This window comes from Candidatus Poriferisodalis sp. (assembly GCF_965262965.1).
Classification (GTDB): Bacteria; Actinomycetota; Acidimicrobiia; order Acidimicrobiales; family Poriferisodalaceae; genus Poriferisodalis.
The window spans coordinates 2373200-2389158 of the sequence record NZ_OZ253573.1; the positions used below are offsets into that span (position 1 = coordinate 2373200).

General features: G+C 64.2%; 22 protein-coding genes. 12 read left to right on the top strand and 10 right to left on the bottom strand.

Annotation, left to right across the window (positions count from 1 at the left end; genetic code table 11):
• The first annotated feature begins 291 nt into the window (after window positions 1–291).
• From ACQY5K_RS11270 to ACQY5K_RS11285, 4 genes are all read left to right on the top strand, one after another.
• Complete coding sequence (locus tag ACQY5K_RS11270) at window positions 292–1815, top strand: phospholipase D family protein (protein ID WP_428115187.1); 1524 nt, start codon at window positions 292–294, stop codon at window positions 1813–1815.
• On the top strand, window positions 1809–2030 hold the full coding sequence (locus ACQY5K_RS11275; protein ID WP_428115190.1) for a hypothetical protein: 222 nt from the start codon (window positions 1809–1811) through the stop codon (window positions 2028–2030). The genes ACQY5K_RS11270 and ACQY5K_RS11275 overlap by 7 nt, the downstream gene beginning before the upstream one ends.
• Window positions 2031–2206: 176 nt before the next feature.
• Window positions 2207–2863 carry a Panacea domain-containing protein gene (locus ACQY5K_RS11280; protein ID WP_428115192.1) on the top strand — a complete coding sequence of 219 codons (657 nt, stop codon included), beginning with the start codon at window positions 2207–2209 and terminating at the stop codon, window positions 2861–2863.
• Entirely contained in the window at window positions 2863–3231 is a 369-nt protein-coding gene (locus tag ACQY5K_RS11285; protein WP_428115194.1) for a type II toxin-antitoxin system PemK/MazF family toxin, read from the top strand. Before ACQY5K_RS11280 ends, ACQY5K_RS11285 begins: the two co-directional genes overlap by 1 nt.
• Window positions 3232–3526: 295 nt before the next feature.
• Here the strand turns inward: ACQY5K_RS11285 and ACQY5K_RS11290 are convergent, their stop codons facing one another.
• From ACQY5K_RS11290 to ACQY5K_RS11310, 5 genes are all read right to left on the bottom strand, one after another.
• Entirely contained in the window at window positions 3527–4195 is a 669-nt protein-coding gene (locus ACQY5K_RS11290; RefSeq protein WP_428115197.1) for a hypothetical protein, read from the bottom strand.
• Complete coding sequence (locus ACQY5K_RS11295) at window positions 4192–5043, bottom strand: TIGR04255 family protein (RefSeq protein ID WP_428115199.1); 852 nt, start codon at window positions 5041–5043, stop codon at window positions 4192–4194. Before ACQY5K_RS11295 ends, ACQY5K_RS11290 begins: the two co-directional genes overlap by 4 nt.
• 127 nt (window positions 5044–5170) lie before the next feature.
• Window positions 5171–5401 (bottom strand): hypothetical protein, encoded by a 231-nt coding sequence (locus tag ACQY5K_RS11300; RefSeq protein WP_428115201.1) that lies wholly within the window; start codon window positions 5399–5401, stop codon window positions 5171–5173.
• A 118-nt stretch (window positions 5402–5519) separates the two neighbouring features.
• Window positions 5520–6461, bottom strand: coding sequence for a DUF4268 domain-containing protein (locus ACQY5K_RS11305; RefSeq protein WP_428115203.1), 942 nt, complete (start codon window positions 6459–6461; stop codon window positions 5520–5522).
• 246 nt (window positions 6462–6707) lie between these two features.
• The gene (locus tag ACQY5K_RS11310; RefSeq protein ID WP_428115205.1) at window positions 6708–7667 is read right to left on the bottom strand and encodes an RDD family protein; all 960 of its coding nucleotides are present in this window, start codon (window positions 7665–7667) and stop codon (window positions 6708–6710) included.
• Window positions 7668–7829: 162 nt separating this feature from the next.
• Between ACQY5K_RS11310 and ACQY5K_RS11315 the strand changes: the two genes are divergently transcribed.
• Complete coding sequence (locus ACQY5K_RS11315) at window positions 7830–8018, top strand: hypothetical protein (RefSeq protein WP_428115207.1); 189 nt, start codon at window positions 7830–7832, stop codon at window positions 8016–8018.
• Here the strand turns inward: ACQY5K_RS11315 and ACQY5K_RS11320 are convergent.
• The 3 genes from ACQY5K_RS11320 to ACQY5K_RS11330 form a co-directional block, all read right to left on the bottom strand.
• Entirely contained in the window at window positions 7987–8583 is a 597-nt protein-coding gene (locus ACQY5K_RS11320) for a hypothetical protein (protein ID WP_428115209.1), read from the bottom strand. The genes ACQY5K_RS11315 and ACQY5K_RS11320 overlap by 32 nt on opposite strands.
• Before the next feature lie 197 nt (window positions 8584–8780).
• Window positions 8781–9431 (bottom strand): NYN domain-containing protein, encoded by a 651-nt coding sequence (locus ACQY5K_RS11325; protein WP_428115212.1) that lies wholly within the window; start codon window positions 9429–9431, stop codon window positions 8781–8783.
• Window positions 9432–9579: 148 nt separating this feature from the next.
• Window positions 9580–10260: a hypothetical protein gene (locus ACQY5K_RS11330; protein ID WP_428115215.1), complete on the bottom strand. Its 681-nt coding sequence runs from the start codon at window positions 10258–10260 to the stop codon at window positions 9580–9582.
• 155 nt (window positions 10261–10415) lie between these two features.
• Here ACQY5K_RS11330 and ACQY5K_RS11335 point away from each other — a divergent pair, with 155 nt between their 5' ends.
• Window positions 10416–10964 carry a peroxidase-related enzyme gene (locus ACQY5K_RS11335; RefSeq protein WP_428122646.1) on the top strand — a complete coding sequence of 183 codons (549 nt, stop codon included), beginning with the start codon at window positions 10416–10418 and terminating at the stop codon, window positions 10962–10964.
• Between the two features lie 40 nt (window positions 10965–11004).
• Here ACQY5K_RS11335 and ACQY5K_RS11340 read toward each other — a convergent pair whose 3' ends face one another.
• Complete coding sequence (locus ACQY5K_RS11340) at window positions 11005–11160, bottom strand: hypothetical protein (RefSeq protein WP_428115217.1); 156 nt, start codon at window positions 11158–11160, stop codon at window positions 11005–11007.
• A 77-nt stretch (window positions 11161–11237) separates the two neighbouring features.
• On the bottom strand, window positions 11238–12002 hold the full coding sequence (locus ACQY5K_RS11345) for a DUF433 domain-containing protein (protein WP_428115219.1): 765 nt from the start codon (window positions 12000–12002) through the stop codon (window positions 11238–11240).
• Window positions 12003–12147: 145 nt separating this feature from the next.
• Between ACQY5K_RS11345 and ACQY5K_RS11350 the strand changes: the two genes are divergently transcribed.
• The 6 genes from ACQY5K_RS11350 (at window position 12148) to ACQY5K_RS11375 (ending at window position 15864) form a co-directional block, all read left to right on the top strand.
• Window positions 12148–12630, top strand: a complete 483-nt coding sequence (locus ACQY5K_RS11350) for a DUF6642 family protein (protein ID WP_428115222.1) — start codon at window positions 12148–12150, stop codon at window positions 12628–12630.
• Window positions 12631–12805: 175 nt separating this feature from the next.
• Window positions 12806–13462, top strand: a complete 657-nt coding sequence (locus tag ACQY5K_RS11355; protein WP_428115224.1) for a Panacea domain-containing protein — start codon at window positions 12806–12808, stop codon at window positions 13460–13462.
• Window positions 13462–13836, top strand: coding sequence for a type II toxin-antitoxin system PemK/MazF family toxin (locus tag ACQY5K_RS11360; protein ID WP_428115227.1), 375 nt, complete (start codon window positions 13462–13464; stop codon window positions 13834–13836). Before ACQY5K_RS11355 ends, ACQY5K_RS11360 begins: the two co-directional genes overlap by 1 nt.
• 11 nt (window positions 13837–13847) lie before the next feature.
• On the top strand, window positions 13848–14348 hold the full coding sequence (locus ACQY5K_RS11365) for a DUF488 family protein (RefSeq protein WP_428115229.1): 501 nt from the start codon (window positions 13848–13850) through the stop codon (window positions 14346–14348).
• A 69-nt stretch (window positions 14349–14417) separates the two neighbouring features.
• On the top strand, window positions 14418–14966 hold the full coding sequence (locus ACQY5K_RS11370) for a peroxidase-related enzyme (protein WP_428122648.1): 549 nt from the start codon (window positions 14418–14420) through the stop codon (window positions 14964–14966).
• 160 nt (window positions 14967–15126) lie between these two features.
• Window positions 15127–15864 (top strand): NYN domain-containing protein, encoded by a 738-nt coding sequence (locus ACQY5K_RS11375; RefSeq protein WP_428115231.1) that lies wholly within the window; start codon window positions 15127–15129, stop codon window positions 15862–15864.
• Window positions 15865–15959: the final 95 nt, after the last annotated feature.

Sequence of the window (15959 nt, forward strand, 5' to 3'; positions counted from 1 at the left end):
CATCCTGCGGCCCGCGAGTCTGACAAGCAATGGGTTTCCGTCAAGATCTTTGTGGGCTGCACTCCCCTGCGCGTCGCCAGATATGCCGGACCTCTCTCAGCAGTCTGCCCCAGCCCGCAGTCCCGGTACTCCACTGCGCGATCAGGGGCATCGAGTGACGCAACTTCAACCATGGGATTCGACCCTTTCGTGCAGACCGGCTCCAAACGGTAAGGACAGCTCGCTCACGACAGGGCTGAGCGGGAGGTGGCACAGAGGCCGACAGCGTCCCGTTCTGGGCAAACTGCGGCTGTGTCTGTGTCAGGAGGGCGTGCCGCGGCGGGTGTGATCGACGATTTCCTGAGCCGTCATTCTCGGGGCGAGCTGCAGGTGGGCACGGGGTACGGGTCGGCGTTCGGCTTGGGCTGGCTCCATCAGCGGACACGTCACCGTCCGGTTCGGCTGCTGATCGGAGACCTCCGCACAGGGTTCGATCGGTGGTCCGAAGAAGATCAGAAGTCAGCGTTGGCGTTCCTGGCGCGTGAAGACGTGTCGGTGCGCGGGTGCTATGCGCCCGAGGGGATGCTGCATTCCAAGGTGTGGATCGCGCTTAATCCCGAGGGCTCCGACGAACCGAGCAGCGTGCTGGTGGGTTCGGCCAATCTGACGAGGAACGGCCTGTTCAAGAACGACGAGACCGTCGCCCGCGCCGCGCCGGAGGAATACCGGCGAATCCACGCCGAGCTGGCACGCTCCATGCGCCGAAGCTGGGACGCCAAGGCCGAGCTGATGGTGCGGCTCGGCCGCGACGCAACAGATGTCGGGGAACTGCATGCCGCCACCCGGGGATGGCTGCCATGGGGCACGGGCGGACTCTTGCCGCGGGTGCTGGCGGTTCTCGTGATGGCTGCGGTGACGATCGGTGCCGGCTTGCTGGCGTTGAACCTGTTGCTGGGCTTGTTCGACAATCTCACGAGCGGCCCGTCTACTGCACCCGATGGTTCCGTTCCCCCTGCAGCGGTGAGCGAGCCGGATGCCGTCGTGGCTGAGCCTGGGACGTCGACGACCAGCGTCGCTGCCGACGAGGGATCACGGTCGAGCATCACGGCGCCAGCCGCCGTGGCCGCAGCGAGCACCGAACCGCCCGAGAACGCGATTGCGGCTGCGAGCTGTCCCTACGCACTGCCCGACGGCAGTGACGCGTGCGGGCTGCTGGAGTCGTTGGGGGGCTTGGATTCGGTGCCGTGCGATTCGCTGCCGCTGGACGCCCGACCGCTGCGCCTCTCGGGTGACGCCAACCCCGCCGGGTACCAACTGGCCGAGAAATCCCCAGAGCTGGCCTGCACATGGATCGACGGCGGCACATTCGTGGCCGGCGAGACAATTCCCGCGGGCGACCTGCGTGCCATGAACGCAACCGTGTCGGGAACGGGCGCGTGCCGCTTCGAGGTGTACGACGAGGCCGGCACGGTCGTGATCTCCCGCGCCGACTACGAGCGCGCCGGCTGGGTCTCCTATGCACTGCTCCGGCTGACTCCCGGCGCCACGATCACCACCAGCGGCTGCGGCTGGGTGCCAGCAGAACATGCGGGACTCGGACCCGGAGCCGACGGCGTCATCGGGGCTGCCCAACACGAAGGCCGCCACTATCCGCTCCTCGTGGGCGTCGATGTCCCGCCCGGCAACGTCCGAATCGAATGCGACTACTGGGCCTGGACCGGCGCCGAGCCCGACGAGAGCGGCTCCTGGGCAGACTCGTTGCCTCGTCGCGAAGACGAACGAAGATCACCTGGCCCATACCGAGCCGAATCGGGAGTCATCTGGCCGAAATGCTGAGCCAAGCGCAGCGGATGTGCCCCGATGTCGATCGGCTCGTCGACAGCCCAACGAGAGGCCACCGCCGCGATCTCATGACACTGCGACTGGCCGCGTTCGAGATCCTGCTGCTGGAGGCGCTAAGCCAATATCGCCAGACCGGCGCTCCCGCCCGGCACCTGCGCGACAACTACGCCCACCTCTGCGACAAGCTCGGCTTCGAGTACATCTGCTGAACCCAACGATCACAGGCTCTACCGGGACTGTCAGGCGCTCCCATACACACAGGACGCTCCAGCAGCACGGCAATTCGTGAGACCGCGAGAATGTGACACCCCTCGAGCAACTTGTCGGCATGTTGCGACTTCAAGGGGCGCCATCCATTTCAGCGGTACGTGGTTACGCTGGCATCGTGGCTCGGCTTCAGACGGATGCAGCGCGAGCGGCTCGTGCCATCAGGGTCTTGCTCGGGCTGGCGGAAGCGCGTGAGTTGCGCATGAGCCGCACGAAAGTCGCCAAGCTCTTGTACCTGGCCGACTTGCGGTCCATCAGCCATGACGGCGTGCCTGGGTCGGGCGTGGCTTGGCAGTGGCTCAAGCATGGACCGTTCTCAGACCGGCTCTTGCATGTCGAGAACGATCTCGTGGCAGCAGGCAACGTGGCAAGGGACCGAACATGGAACTGGTACGGCAAACCCGAATACCGCTTGACCGCCCCGACACTTGCAGCTGAACTCCTTGATGAAACCGACCGATACATCGCACACCTCGATGCGGTGCTGGCCGAGCATGGGCACCTCAGCGCAACTGAACTCAAGGACCTGACTTACGAGACCGAGCCGATGCTCGAAGCTCAAACCGAGGGCGAGCGCGGTGTGTTCCTAGACCTTGGCGAGAATGCAACGCTGCCCGATATCTCCGGAGTTGTTGGGAACCTGCGCCGGCATCTTGCGGAGCTCGAATCACGCGACGATGAAGACGGGCCGGCCCCTGCAGGATGCAGTGAAGAGCTGTTGATCCCGCTCCAGTCGGCACGCGCCGATGCGAACCGGATCCTGCTCGCGGAATAGTGCAGCGCTCCCCCGTCGTTGGCGGCATTTACTTCGTCGCGGACGAGCACATCACTTTCGGCGATGAGCACGAACCGCACCCAGACGGGAGACGATTCGCTGTGCTCAGCGCCGCCGCATTCAATGGCGAACCGGATTGGAGCCTCGTCTTGGGGTGCCCATTGTCGAGTTCAACAACCTCTCGAACCAGATTGTGCGTCAAGCTCGGCGCGGGTGAGTCCGGCTGTGTCAAGAAGTCCTGGATCAGGGTGCCCGCGCTACAGCCAATCGCGAAGCGACTCCTCGGCGATCTGAGCGGAACGCTGACACCCGAGAAGCTGCTCGACACTCAAACGAGAGTCACTCAGTACATCGGGCTTGTCGGTTAGTGACCGAAGTAGGCCGTGTGCCGACCGCGACGTTCCGGATGCGTCGGAAGAACGGACCCACTCATGAAACGCCTCAACGGATGTGTGACGCTCGGCGCCACGCTCGGTCGCGGGGTGGGTCAGCACAATGCCGAGTCCCTCGCTATGTGGCGTCGTGCCGGGAATGGTGATTCCTCTGAACACGTCACCCGTCATGAAAGGGCGTGCTCGTTCCACCTCTGCGGGCGAAGACGCGAGGTACAGGTCCGACGGCGAGCCTGGGGCCTCAAGCGCTTCAGCAGACAACTGGGGCGCTCTAGTTGTCAGGGCTGGTGAGTCGCAGGCCTGGCCGACCATCGGCCGCTGTGAACACCTCTACGTCCGAGCGATACCGAACGCGCCAGTCAGGTTCGAACTCGTCCAAGACCTGTTCGGGGTCGCCGGGCTGCTCGCAGGCCAGCGCTAGAACGAGATCGAAGCGTTCAGACGCCATCAAGTCGAGCCCGCTGATCGGTGCCTCTGGGTGGACTGGCGTTTCGAGCCAACCTGCAACATCCGCTATGTGGTAGCGCTCTGCCGCAATCTCGCACAGCGCAACGACACGTGCGACGCGCTGCCGGTTCTCGCCCGTCGCTGACTCGCCCTGTCGCCACTTGCGGACGGCGGGCACTGAGACTCCACAGATCCATGCAATGTCCCGCCACGAGAACCCCAACGTGCTGAGCCGATCCAACAGCGCCGGCAAGCGCTCCCGGGCGTGACGCACGGTTGTCGAGCGCAGTTCCTCCTCAAGGCTGTCGGAGTGCATGCGCCCGATCGACTCGTGAAGGTTCCGAGAATCGTTGACCAGCAGCTCGCTGTGGTTGCGCAGGAACCCGATGTCGTCCACGACATCCTGAATCGTCCTGGTCCGTTCCAGGCGAGGCGGGGCATGGCCGACCGACGCGCCGGTGGGCTCGTCTTCGATGCGGCTGACAGTGCTCATGTTGGGTCCTCCGTGCGCTGATCGAACACTTCTGTGCGCAGCTTGTCGGTGACGGCAATCTTGAAGAAGTCGCTCGCCGCCTGATGCACCCGATCGCAGCGTTCGAGGATGCCATCTGCCGCGAACTCGGGAATCTCATTGTCGCTGGTCCAGAACGCATCGGAGTCAAGCAAGAAATACGGCCCAGATGGGAGCACCGACTTGCGCCGGGTCGGCCCCTCGGGGTCCACGGCGTAGCCCGTCTGAGGCCCATAGCGCACGGTCAAAGCGCACGAAGCGTCGGTCTGGTACTGGATGTTGCCTTGCCAAGCCGTCGGATTCATCCCGGCCGGCCTCAGGTCAGCAGCAGCCGCGGCCAGCAACCGGGGGTTGATGTAGCCGTCCCAGTGTTCCGACTCGCCGCCGATGCCCGGCACTCGAATCTCGTCGATGTACCGCAAACCGATCCGCAACACGCCGTCGGGCGCGCAGATGCGCTCCAACGCCTCGGTGACCAGTCGCGTCAGTGGCCGGAAGTGCTCGGCCCAGCCCGCATAGGCCGTCGTCTCCAGGACCAGCGCGTCGTTCCTCACAACCAGCGCGGTGGTTTGGTCGCGAGCACAGAACCTTGACGACGGGCGCAGTGTCACTTGCGACGGAGCTGGTGCGTCGATGGCCACGCCGATCTGATGCTCGACCAGCGACACCATGATCGGCAGGCTGTCATGCACCGCTTCCTTGATCGCTGCGACGGCGTCGACGGTGAGGCCCCCGGCAATATCGGGATAGCGAATCTCCAACACGGTCAGGACGAGCGGCGGATTCCGGAACGGCGGCGTGACGCATGACAGTTGCTCGGCGATAACCAAAAGTGTAACCAAGCGTGTTACACAACCGCGCCGCCTGGGAACATGCGGTGACCCGACCCGGTCAGCCTCGCTCGAGCGCTCGCAGGCAAACGCGGAGTTTCCGCTCGATGCGCAGGGCTGCGTTGCGTTAACTGGCGCCGAAGCCGCCATTGACGGCATCATCCTGGGCGAGTTGCAGCGCAGCCAGACACTGTTGGTGGGTGAGCGCTCGTGAGTGACGCTCACCTCGGCTCTGCCAGATGACTTCGCCGATGTCGGCATCCGGATGCATTTCGACCCAGATGTTGCCCACATGAAGAGCGATACGGCCGTCAGCGAGCACTTCGCCTGTCTGGGGCCAAGGAACGCGCTCGCTCATACCCACGGCAACTTACCGGCCCAGACAATGCCGCCACCGACGGTCTTCAACCCCGCGACAGCGGTGCCATGCGGCGGCAGCCAACCAGCGCTTCGAGGTAGTGGTCGCGCTTCGCGTGTTACGTCAGGTTGCGGACCGGTTCAGCGAAGACTCGGCGTAGCTCGCCGAGGGTCTCGATGGCCCAGTTGCGATACGCCGGCCAACTCGCCCGGTCAGCAGGATCAACAGGATCGAGGTAGGCACAGAACCGTGAAGCCCGCGCATTCTCGATGGGCTCCCACTGCAGCGTGAAACCGAGTGCCGCTTCGACCGCCACGCGTTGAGTCTCCAGCGCCGGGTACACCGAGTCTCCATCGTCGATGTACAACCCAGCTCGGAGGCTGTAGTTCGAAGCGCCGGTTGGGTAGGCAAAGCTGAGGTCGTAACGAACACCGCTCTTCCCGCTCGGAAAATTCATCCAGTTGGTGGACGATGGAGCCCTTGCGTTGCTCCAATCGGGATGCGCTTCGTGAAACGCCGGAAGGAACTCTGCCCACCATTCGATGTAGCGAGCAGTCGACGCGGACATCGTCTTCGCTGCGGCGCGTGCGCGGCGCGAGAAGTCGTCTGGCTCGACAACAACCTCCAGCTGGACCGCAGCAGGCGAGTCGCCGATGCGAACGGCGTGGACCTCGATTCCGAAGAAGCCGCTCCCCTCGCCCGAGAGCGAATTGAGCCAGTTGAGCGCAGACCGGTGCTCGGGGCGGAACGCCTTCGCCACCAGGACAGCCCAGTGCGCTTCCAATCCTGCGGCGTAGGTGATCAGCTTCCCAAGGTGATCGTGATCAGTCGCCTCGAGGAGATTCTCGACGACGAGACGGTGACCGGTGTTCGCATCCCGAAACACGACATCTGCCGAGAACGGCCCGACCGCGACCTCGTCGCCCTCGAGTTCCAGGTCCGTCTGGAGCGCCTTGCCGAGATGGCCCGGGTGCTGGGCCAGCCATGGTGTGAAGTCCCGGGCTTCGTCGGGCCAAACATCGCGCAGCGGAACCTCGTCGAGTGACACAACTTCAACCATGGGAAACTTCCCTCCGTGCAGACCAGTCTCAAACGGTAGCGACCGGTGGCGCCTCGGACTATCCGCGCTATGGAGCGTTGGGGCCACTGTGTCGGCCCAACCGAGGAACACTCGCTCCTTTGCAGCAGGGCAAATCCGATTTCCCGGCCCAGCGGGCACCTCTGCAAATGCTCCGGTGAGCAGCACGCCGCCGTCAGGGAAACCGGAGCGCTGAGGCCGCGCGGCAGCCTCGACAGATTTGACGATTCAGACTTCCACGACCTTTGATCGAGAGATCAGGTCGTGCAGGCCACGTCTGGCCGGGTTTAGCAAGCAAGTGGCGTAGATCAGCAAGGCGATCGCAATCCCGAACCAGGACAGCAATGCCACAGCCATTGCGGGGAGAACCAGTCGAAGCGCCGTCCGGATCCACCCGATTCGGGCGTCTCCCGCCACACGCACGATCCGGATCCCCGTGAGCCACTTGCCGAAAGTCGTTCCCCACAGAGCCGTTTGCGGCCATTCATACAGCACCCACACCCCAGCGAGAATCAGCCCGTAGTGGACATCGTCCAGCACTTTGTCCAGCGCCTCCCACGACGGCAGCAGACCGGCAATGGTGAACGCAACCAACATGTCCACGATTCGAGCTACTCCGCGTCGCCGTCGACTCGCCTCCGGCAAGTAGTTCCCGATGCGGGCGCGTTGCTTGATGTACTGCGCCCAATTGCGTTGCCGTTGCCGTTCAAGGTCGGCGGCCATCGAGTCGGGCAACTCCACGGGAATGGCGGGCAGCCACAACGAGTCCGCTGCGAACAATCCCTCTGCGACATCCGTCAAGGGCATGAAGCGGCTACGCCACTGGGCGATCTCCCACACCCCGACTTTGTTCTCGGCGCAGTGAGGGTGAGCTGCCTGCAAGTTCTGGCGACGATGGCGACGACTCTGAAACGTCGTACCCACATACCCCGTGCCATCGGCGAGGTCCAACTTGCCGAGCCCGGCCGGCACGATCCAATCCAGCTCGGCACCCACGAGCGACAATTCCTCACCACAGATGCCGCAGCGGCCCAGATCCCGCCACCACACGTGTTCGAGTAGCAGCTGCGCCTGCTCGTCCTGCCAGAACAGCTGCGCGTCGGGAGTGAACGAGTCCAGCCGGGCCAGCCACGCATCGTCGGTGCGTGCCGCTCTCATCCTGCGGGTCCCGCTCTTGGGCTCACGCACGGCGTCGGACTCTAGATCAAGCTCGACAGGATGGACCGGAGCACACGAGCGATGGCACCACGATCCACGTGCCGCTTACCCTTGCAAATGCGGCGCAGGCCGAGATCGAGCGGGAATAGGGTGCGCGCCATAGCGACGAGGATCAGTCCACGGACCGGTTAAATGTTCGCTGCGCCGAGCGGGTTGCACGGCGCTGCTCGGATCTTCGACTTCTGGGGTGTCTACGACGACTACAACCTCAGCGACGAACCAGAACACGATCTCCTGACCGCAATCCTCCAAGACTGGCCGACGATGGAGGAGGATGCGCACGCAGCGCTCATGACATCGCCGAGACCTCTCCCCGAGTGAACGAACCGAGGTCAGACGCCGACGATCCGGTCGAAGCGCTCCCTATGCCGGTCACTCCCGAACCGTCAGAATCCGCGGCAGCGAATCCCAAAGAAGAAATGAGACCTCGCTGACCGCGATCTCGATCAGTCAGAGCATCCGACAGGTGCAACTGTTCGTGCCGTCGATGATCCAAGTCATCGGTGACGTAGCCGACAGGCACCCCGAAATTGCCCACAAGATCGTCGACGACATCATCGACAAGGGTCAGCACCGCCAGGAAATTGAGCGCGTTGTGGTTCGAGGAAACGACCGGCGCACGGACCGTTCGTCCTAGGGCATCGCCGTCATCGTCACAGCTGTCGCGCCGCTGGTTGGTGTCAACCTCATCGGCCGATACGTCGCGCAACGGGAACGTCGTCAGAAGATGACTCTGCCCGCAATTCAAGATGCAGACGTGCCGCCGGAATCCGGCGATAGCGACTGACCAGCGCTCAGGTCTCGCTGCAAGCGAGAGGCCCCCGGCTGACGCGCAGAAACGACTCCTGGCCGGTTCGACATGTGCGACGGCCGCTTCGAGATGCACGCCTGAGCAGTCGAGACGCGGTCAGCACAGACTGAGCGCTGACCGGTCAGACAGTGCCTCGCCACTGCTCAACCCGTTGAATCGTGCCGTTTGTCACTTGAACAACCCGAGCCCCGTCATCGACGCTGGGGCTATGCGCAATCCACAAGCGTCGACTGTGCGAACCGACGGTTAGGACCTGTCCTCACCGGCGCCGCTCAGGGCAACGCCAAGTAGTCAGTGTCGTCGCGCACGGCGTCGAAGTCGCCCGCGTCGAGATAGTGGTTCCACAACGAACGGCCGGGGATGCGCAGCGCCCTCTGCGGTTGGGGCGGTGCCCACCAAGTAGCGGTCTCAACACGCTTGCCGAGGCGCACCGCTTCCTCGATGGCAGGCAACAGATCAGTGTCGGCAGACACCACCACGGCGACGTCGTAGAGGTCGTCACGGGCACCCAGCGCCAAGTGCAGCGCCAGCAGCACGTCGACGCCCTTCTCCTCGGCGCGCCACCGCTGCCGGCCGTCGTTGGTGCGGCCGTCAGGCCAGTAGCGCATAGGGCGGGTGTGAACGCTTACGCCGTCGAGGCCGGCCCAGTGGGCGGTCTGACGGCCGAACGCTGAGCGCAACCGCCCGGAGCTGCGCGGCCCCGGCTGGCCCCGGTATACCCGCACTTCTGCGAGCCAGCGGCGAGAGTCCACGGCGTCGCCTCGGCGACACAACAGCTCTCCCAGCCGATCCGGATGCACGTGGCCATGCCATGACGGCGACGTTGCCGGCACGAACAGCGCTCGGGTGGTGTGCCAAGCGTTCTGGTAGTCCAAGAAGACCACGACCCTCGTGCCCGACATGCTCATCGCTGTGCTGGCCACGGCGCCAAAAAAATAACCCCGCCAGGCCCGGCGAGGCCGGGACGGCGGGGAGGAATGGACATACGGTACCGCAATCCGGTACCTAATGCACCACGCTGCTCTGCAGCATCGATCGGTTCAGGAAAGTTGTGATCCAGCGGGAGCTGCATCACGCAGCCAATGAACTCTCGAACTCGACTGCATCCCTCAATGCCTCCGCGTCGAAGCCCGGGTAGAGGTCGGCGATCGCCTTGTAGTCGCCGATGCTCTCGTAGAGAGCGGCGGCGGACAGGGTCGTGATGCGTGACCCGGCGAGGTGTGGCTCGCCTGAAACCCTGCCCGGAACGATGCGCAGGCTTGGGCGGGGACGGATGAGATCGGGTCCTCGACGGTCGGCGACATCGAACGGACCCAAGAGGTCCAATGACTCCAGCATCGCCGCTTGCCCCGCCTGATGAGGGATGCCCTCCACGTCCACCCAGATCTTGCCGGAGGCATCGACCCGCAACGGCGACGTCAGCCGGCCGCCGCTGTCGTCCCAGATATCCATGCCGAGCTGCTCCAGCTCGGCCAGCACTTCACGCACGCGCGGCATCGGGCTCGCGGGAACACTCCCCTCTATCTCGCACTTCGGATGTCGCAGCCAATAGACGATGCGCAGTGCCATCAAGTCGGCGTAGGACCAGAGCTTCACCCGAGTGGGTGACACTGACGGTGTCACGAGCCCGTTGCGAGCCCAGAGGTACACCGTCGACTGCGGCACGCCCGACAGGGCCGAGGCGCGATGAGCCTCGTAGCAGCCGTCGAAGGCGGCGCTCAAGCGTGCCGAGAGGGGCTCGTAAGCGGTCATCGATCTGATCTGGCTCCGAGTCCTCGGCCGCGAACGGGCCTCACCGACGCTGAACTGTGCCTCAATGTACCGACGACCCGAAGCGCCGAAGAATTGTTTCCAAGCGAGGCGTGGCCCGGTACGGCCGATGCCCTGCCGGTGTGGGACGCTGGCTTATGGCACGCATCACGGTCATTCCTGACGACGCCTGGGACGGCCCCCTCGGCGAGCTGTATCCCCGGGTCGTTGATCGCACCTACGGCCGAGTCGACAACATCCTCGCCATCCACTCGCTGAACCCCCGCTCCATGGCCGCACACCAAGGCCTCTACGAATCGGCCATGGCCGGCACCGCCACGCTGCGCAAAGCCGAACGCGAGCTCATCGCCCTGGTCGTCAGCCTCACCAACGACTGCCACTACTGAGTGGTCCACCACCGGCGCGGTCTGCGCCGCCTCATCAAAGACGACGAACTGGTCGCCGCCGTCGAGCACGACTGGACCACCGCTGCGCTGTCGTCCAAGCGCACCGCCATGCTCCGATTCGCCGTCAAGCTCACCGAAACCCCCGCCGCCACCAGTGACGCCGACGTCGACGCCCTGCGCGAAGCCGGCTTCAGCGACCGCGACATCCTCGACATCACAGAAGTCGTCGGCTACTACGCGTACGCCAACCGCATCGCCGACGGGCTCGGCCTCCAAACCGAACCCTGGATCCCCGACTGACCCGCAGCGCCGGACTGCGCAATAGGCCCAGCATTCTCTCTCAGGGAAGCGCCACGGCGTTGAGCTTGCTGCGGCTCGCCCGGTAGATGAACGGCCCCTGCAGCTCGTGCAACTTCTCGATCCGCCGCCATTGGGTCATCACAACCTCAAGCTGGTCCCACACCGTCTTGGCGTCGGCGCTTGTAAGCACGACCAAGCGTGCATTGTGTTGGACGATGGCACCCACCTCCGCAACCCGTTGACTGATTCTCCCGTCACGAGTGATGGCGGGTTTCACGCGGCGTGCACTGCGACACGCGATGTCTCGTAGGCGACGGCCCACCTGACGCTCGCGAGCGCGAGGTCGAACTGATCGGCCACTTCGCTCTCGGTCTCGCCTCCGTCGAGGTGCTCAACGATTGCCGACGTGCTGATGCCCGCGATGGCTGGCCGTCCGAACCGCCGATCTGGTCGGCACCGAACTGGCGACGCATCATCGGCATGCGGTCGCCAAGCGACCGGCTGATCTCCTTCCCATTCGACTCGCTTCACGAACGAGTCAGCAGGCGGAAGCAGCAACGGTTGACCGTCAACGAGTGCTATGAGACGCAGCTCGCCACGCAGCTCGCATAGCTCTTGGAAGCGGACAAGAAGCCGCCGGCCCTCGCCAACCCAGGGCGCCGCGTATGCCAAAGGATGCGCCACCCCCAACTCGTCCCGGAGGGCGGAAACGAAGCTCCGGATCTCGTGGAGCCGGACACGGAGCTTGCGCCGGTACTGCCGCAGGAGCCCTGCTTCCACGAATTCGGGCCAAGTGAGACTGGTCTCACCAGTCGCTTCAGCCCGGATGACCGGTCCGTAGTAGCGACCGCGACGTTCGCCACCCTCGAGCCACCAACCGAGCGTGCTTCGGTTGACGGCAAGGATTTCCGCCGCGTCGGTCAGCGAGTAGACGGGTCGGCTCAGGTCGAATTCTTGCGTTCCGTTCAGGGTCCACTCCAGTCCATGGGGCTGTCGAACACCATCACTACCACCAGATTGGGTCGAGCGAAGAGACATTTGGCGCCCGTCGCCCACAACAGTGGGCGCAGATTCCAAAGGCCCTGTGTGCCCTGACGCTTGGCTCGTGGGCTGCAATCCGGCTTCGAAGCGCCAGCTACGTCGGTGATCAGCTTCCCGGCGTGATCCATGGAGCATCGAACCGATGCTCCACGCCCTGCGAGACATTGGCGAGATCGATTGCATCCGCCGCAACGTCGCCACCGTGCCCGAACTGGAGCACTACGTCGACAAGTGGCTCCAGAAGCGCTACGCCGGTTACCAAGTCGGTTACTTCGGCTTCCACGGCGGGCCCGGCAGCCTGTGGCTGGGCGGCAAGCGCTACGTCTCGCTGGAAGACCTTGAGGCGATGACCGACGGACGCGCCGACGGCCGCATCATCCACTTCGGCTCGTGCTCGGTCATGCGGGCCGCCGAGACACGGCTGAAGGCGTTCCAGGAAAACACCCGAGCACGCGCCGTCATCGGCTACAGACGGGACGTCGACAGCGACCTCAACTGGGCCGCGTTCGAGATCCTGCTATTGGAGGCGCTGAGCCGATATCGCCAGATCGGCGCTCCCGCCCGGCACCTGCGCGACAACCACGCCTACCTCTGCGACAAGCTCGGCTTCGAATACATCTACTGAGCGAGAAGTCCTCCTACTCCCGGAGTTGCAGGAAGTGAACCTGTCGACGTGACTGCCGTGTCTGAACGGCGTGCCGTGGAAATGGCTCGATGTCACACCCCTCCTGCAGCATTTCGACATGTTGAGACGTCGAGGGGCACCGCCCATTCGAGCGACGGGTGGTTACGCTGGCATCGTGGCTCGGCTTCGGACGGACGCAACGCGAGCCGCCCGAGCCATACGCGAACTGCTCGGGCTGGCCGCATCGCGACAGTTGCGCATGAGCCGCACGAAGGTCGCCAAGCTCCTGTACTTGGCCGACTTGCGATCCATCAACCATGACGGCGCGCCAGGGTCGGGGGTCGCTTGGCAGTGGCTGAAACATGGCCCGTTCTCAGATCGGCTTCTGAACGTCGAGAACGATCTCGTCGCGGCAGGGCACGTCACAATGAACCGAACGTGGAACTGGTACGGCAAGCCCGAGTACCGCTTGTCTGCTCCGGCACGCTCAGTCGAACTCCTCGACGAATCCGATCGGTACATCGCACACCTCGACGCGGTGTTGGCCGAGCACGGGCACCTCAGTGCCACGGAACTGAAGGACCTGACGTACGAGACTGAGCCGATGCTCGAAGCTCAAGACGGTGGCGAACGCGGCGGCTTCCTTGACCTCGGCGAGAGCGCACCGCTGCCCGACATCACCGGAGTTGTCGGGAAACTGCAGCGGCGGCTGACAGAACTCGAATCTCACGACGACGAAGACGGACCGGCACCCGCGGGCTGCAGCGAAGAGCTGTTGGTGCCACTCCAGACGGCACGCGCTGAGGCGAACCGCATTCTCCTTGCGGAATAGTGCAGCGCTCCCCCGTCGCTGGCGGCATCTACTTTGTCGCGGATGAGCACATCACCTTCGGCGACGAATATGACCCGCACCCGGACGGGAGACGATTCGTCGTGCTCAGCGCAGCGATGTTCAATGGGGAGCAGGATTGGAGCCTCGTGCTGGGGTGCCCATTGTCAAGCTCCACGACCTCCCGAACGAGATTGTGCGTGAAGCTCGGTGCAGGCGAGTCTGGCTGCGTCAAGAAATCGTGGATCAGGGTGCCGGCATTGCAGCCGATTGCGAAGCGACGACTCGGCGATCTGAGCGGAACGCTTACACCGCAGAAACTGTCCGAGACCCAAACGAGAGTCGCTCAGTACGTCGGACTCGTCGGCGAGGGTTGAGCCGGCTGACGATGCAATGCGAAGACGGCTCCGCAGCCCGCATGTCTGTCGGCCAGGAGCACAGGCTTGCCCATTCGAGCCTCCATCGCATCGGCACCATCGGCTACCAGGGACGCGACATCGCCGAGTTCATCGAAGTCCTCGCTGCGGCAGGCGTCACGCTGGTCGTCGATGTTCGCGAGAACGCGGTGAGCCGTATTCGAGGCTTCTCGAAGCGCAAGCTGCACGAGGCGCTTGCAGAGTCCGGAATTTCCTACGAACACCTGAAGGAACTGGGCAATCCCAAGGAGAATCGTGCCGCTCTCCGTTCAGGCGATGAACGCGCCGTCAGATTCTTTGACAATCGGCTGCTCGCCGACGGCGCGGAAGACTTGAAGCACCTGAAACAAGTGCTGCGAAACGAGCACGTAGCCCTCTTGTGTTTCGAACGCGACCATCGGACGTGCCATCGCAGCCTGATCGCGCGTGCGCTCCAGACCGAGGACCGAGCCCTGCGCGTGACGAACCTCTAGCGCGGCGGCTACGAGCAACCGCGGAGTCGCCAGCTCACGGATTCGCCTGCTCGTGTGTCACGCTGGCTCATGGCACGCATCACGGTCATTCCTGACGACGCCTGGGACGGCCCCCTCGGCGAGCTGTATCCCCGGGTCGTGGACCCCACCTACGGCCGGGTCGACAACATCCTCGCCATCCACTCGCTGAACCCCCGCTCCATGGCTGCACACCAAGGCCTATACGAGTCGGCCATGGCCGGCACCGCCACGCTGCGCAAGGCCGAACGCGAGCTCATCGCCCTGGTCGTCAGCCTCACCAACGACTGCCACTACTGAGTGGTCCACCACCGGCGCGGTCTGCGCCGCCTCCTCAAACACGACGAACTCGTCGCCGCCGTCGAGCACGACTGGACCACCGCCCCGCTGTCGCCCAAGCGCACCGCCATGCTCCGATTCGCCGTCAAGCTCACCCAGACCCCAGCCGCGACCAGCGACGCCGACGTCGACGCCCTGCGCGAAGCCGGCTTCAGCGACCGGGACATCCTCGACATCACAGAAGTCGTCGGCTACTACGCGTATGCCAACCGCATCGCCGACGGGCTCGGCCTCCAAACCGAAGACTGGATCCCCGACTGACCCCCAGCCCACGCTGCGCCCGGTTAGACGCCGTGTCCGGCGACGGACCGCTCCCTGCGCCTGCGCAGCGTCAGCAGTCCGGTCAGGAGAAAAGTAGAAGGCCGCGTGGCACAGTCTGTGCAACCGTCTCGTGTTCAAACCTCGCGAGCGAAGGTGACTGATGAGAGTCGGGGCCTACATCGACGGACTGAACCTGTTCTACGGAGGGCGCTCAATCTGCGGACGCAGCCAGGCCGGATGGCGCTGGCTCGACCTCCGCCAACTCGCATTGCGCTTGATCGGTGGAGTCCCGTCGTGGGTTGCTCAAGGTGCGGTGCTGGATCGAGTCGTGTACTGCACGGCGTTCGTTGACGGGCGCAGAAACAGCAACGGCAGGAGTCATCAAGACCGCTATGTGGCGGCGCTGCGGCACCACCAATCGTTTGACCGAATCCTGGTGGGCAGATTCGTTGCACGAGTCGTGCGGTCACCACTCGCTGTCGCCGGCCGAGACCGCAAACCGAAGGTCGTGACATCGCAGTGGCCAATCATGGTGCAGGATTCCTCGGGCGTTGATGTCCCCGATGCGGTCTTCATGGCGTCACATATCCGCAGCGAAGAGAAGGGGGCCGATGTCAACCTCGCTTCGCAGCTCCTGGTTGACGTGCTGACGGAACGTGTCGACGCAGCCGTCGTGATCACGAATGACAGCGACCTGAGCCTTCCCGTTCGCGAAAGCCGTCTGCGCGTGCCAGTGGGAACCGTCAACCCAAGCAACCGATGGCTTGCAGGCGATCTCGCAGGTCAACCCAACGACGGCGTTGGCGGCCACTGGTGGCGACAGCTGAGTGCGACTGACTTCACCAGCTGCCAACTCCCCGATCCGGTCGGCACCCTGTCCAAACCGACGGGCTGGTAGGCAAAAGAAAACCCGGCCCCTCAAGGGCCGGGTGGTCTAAGTGCTCACCCTAGGTGGTGCCATTCGCGAAAGCAAGGAAATAGTCCCCATGCCCG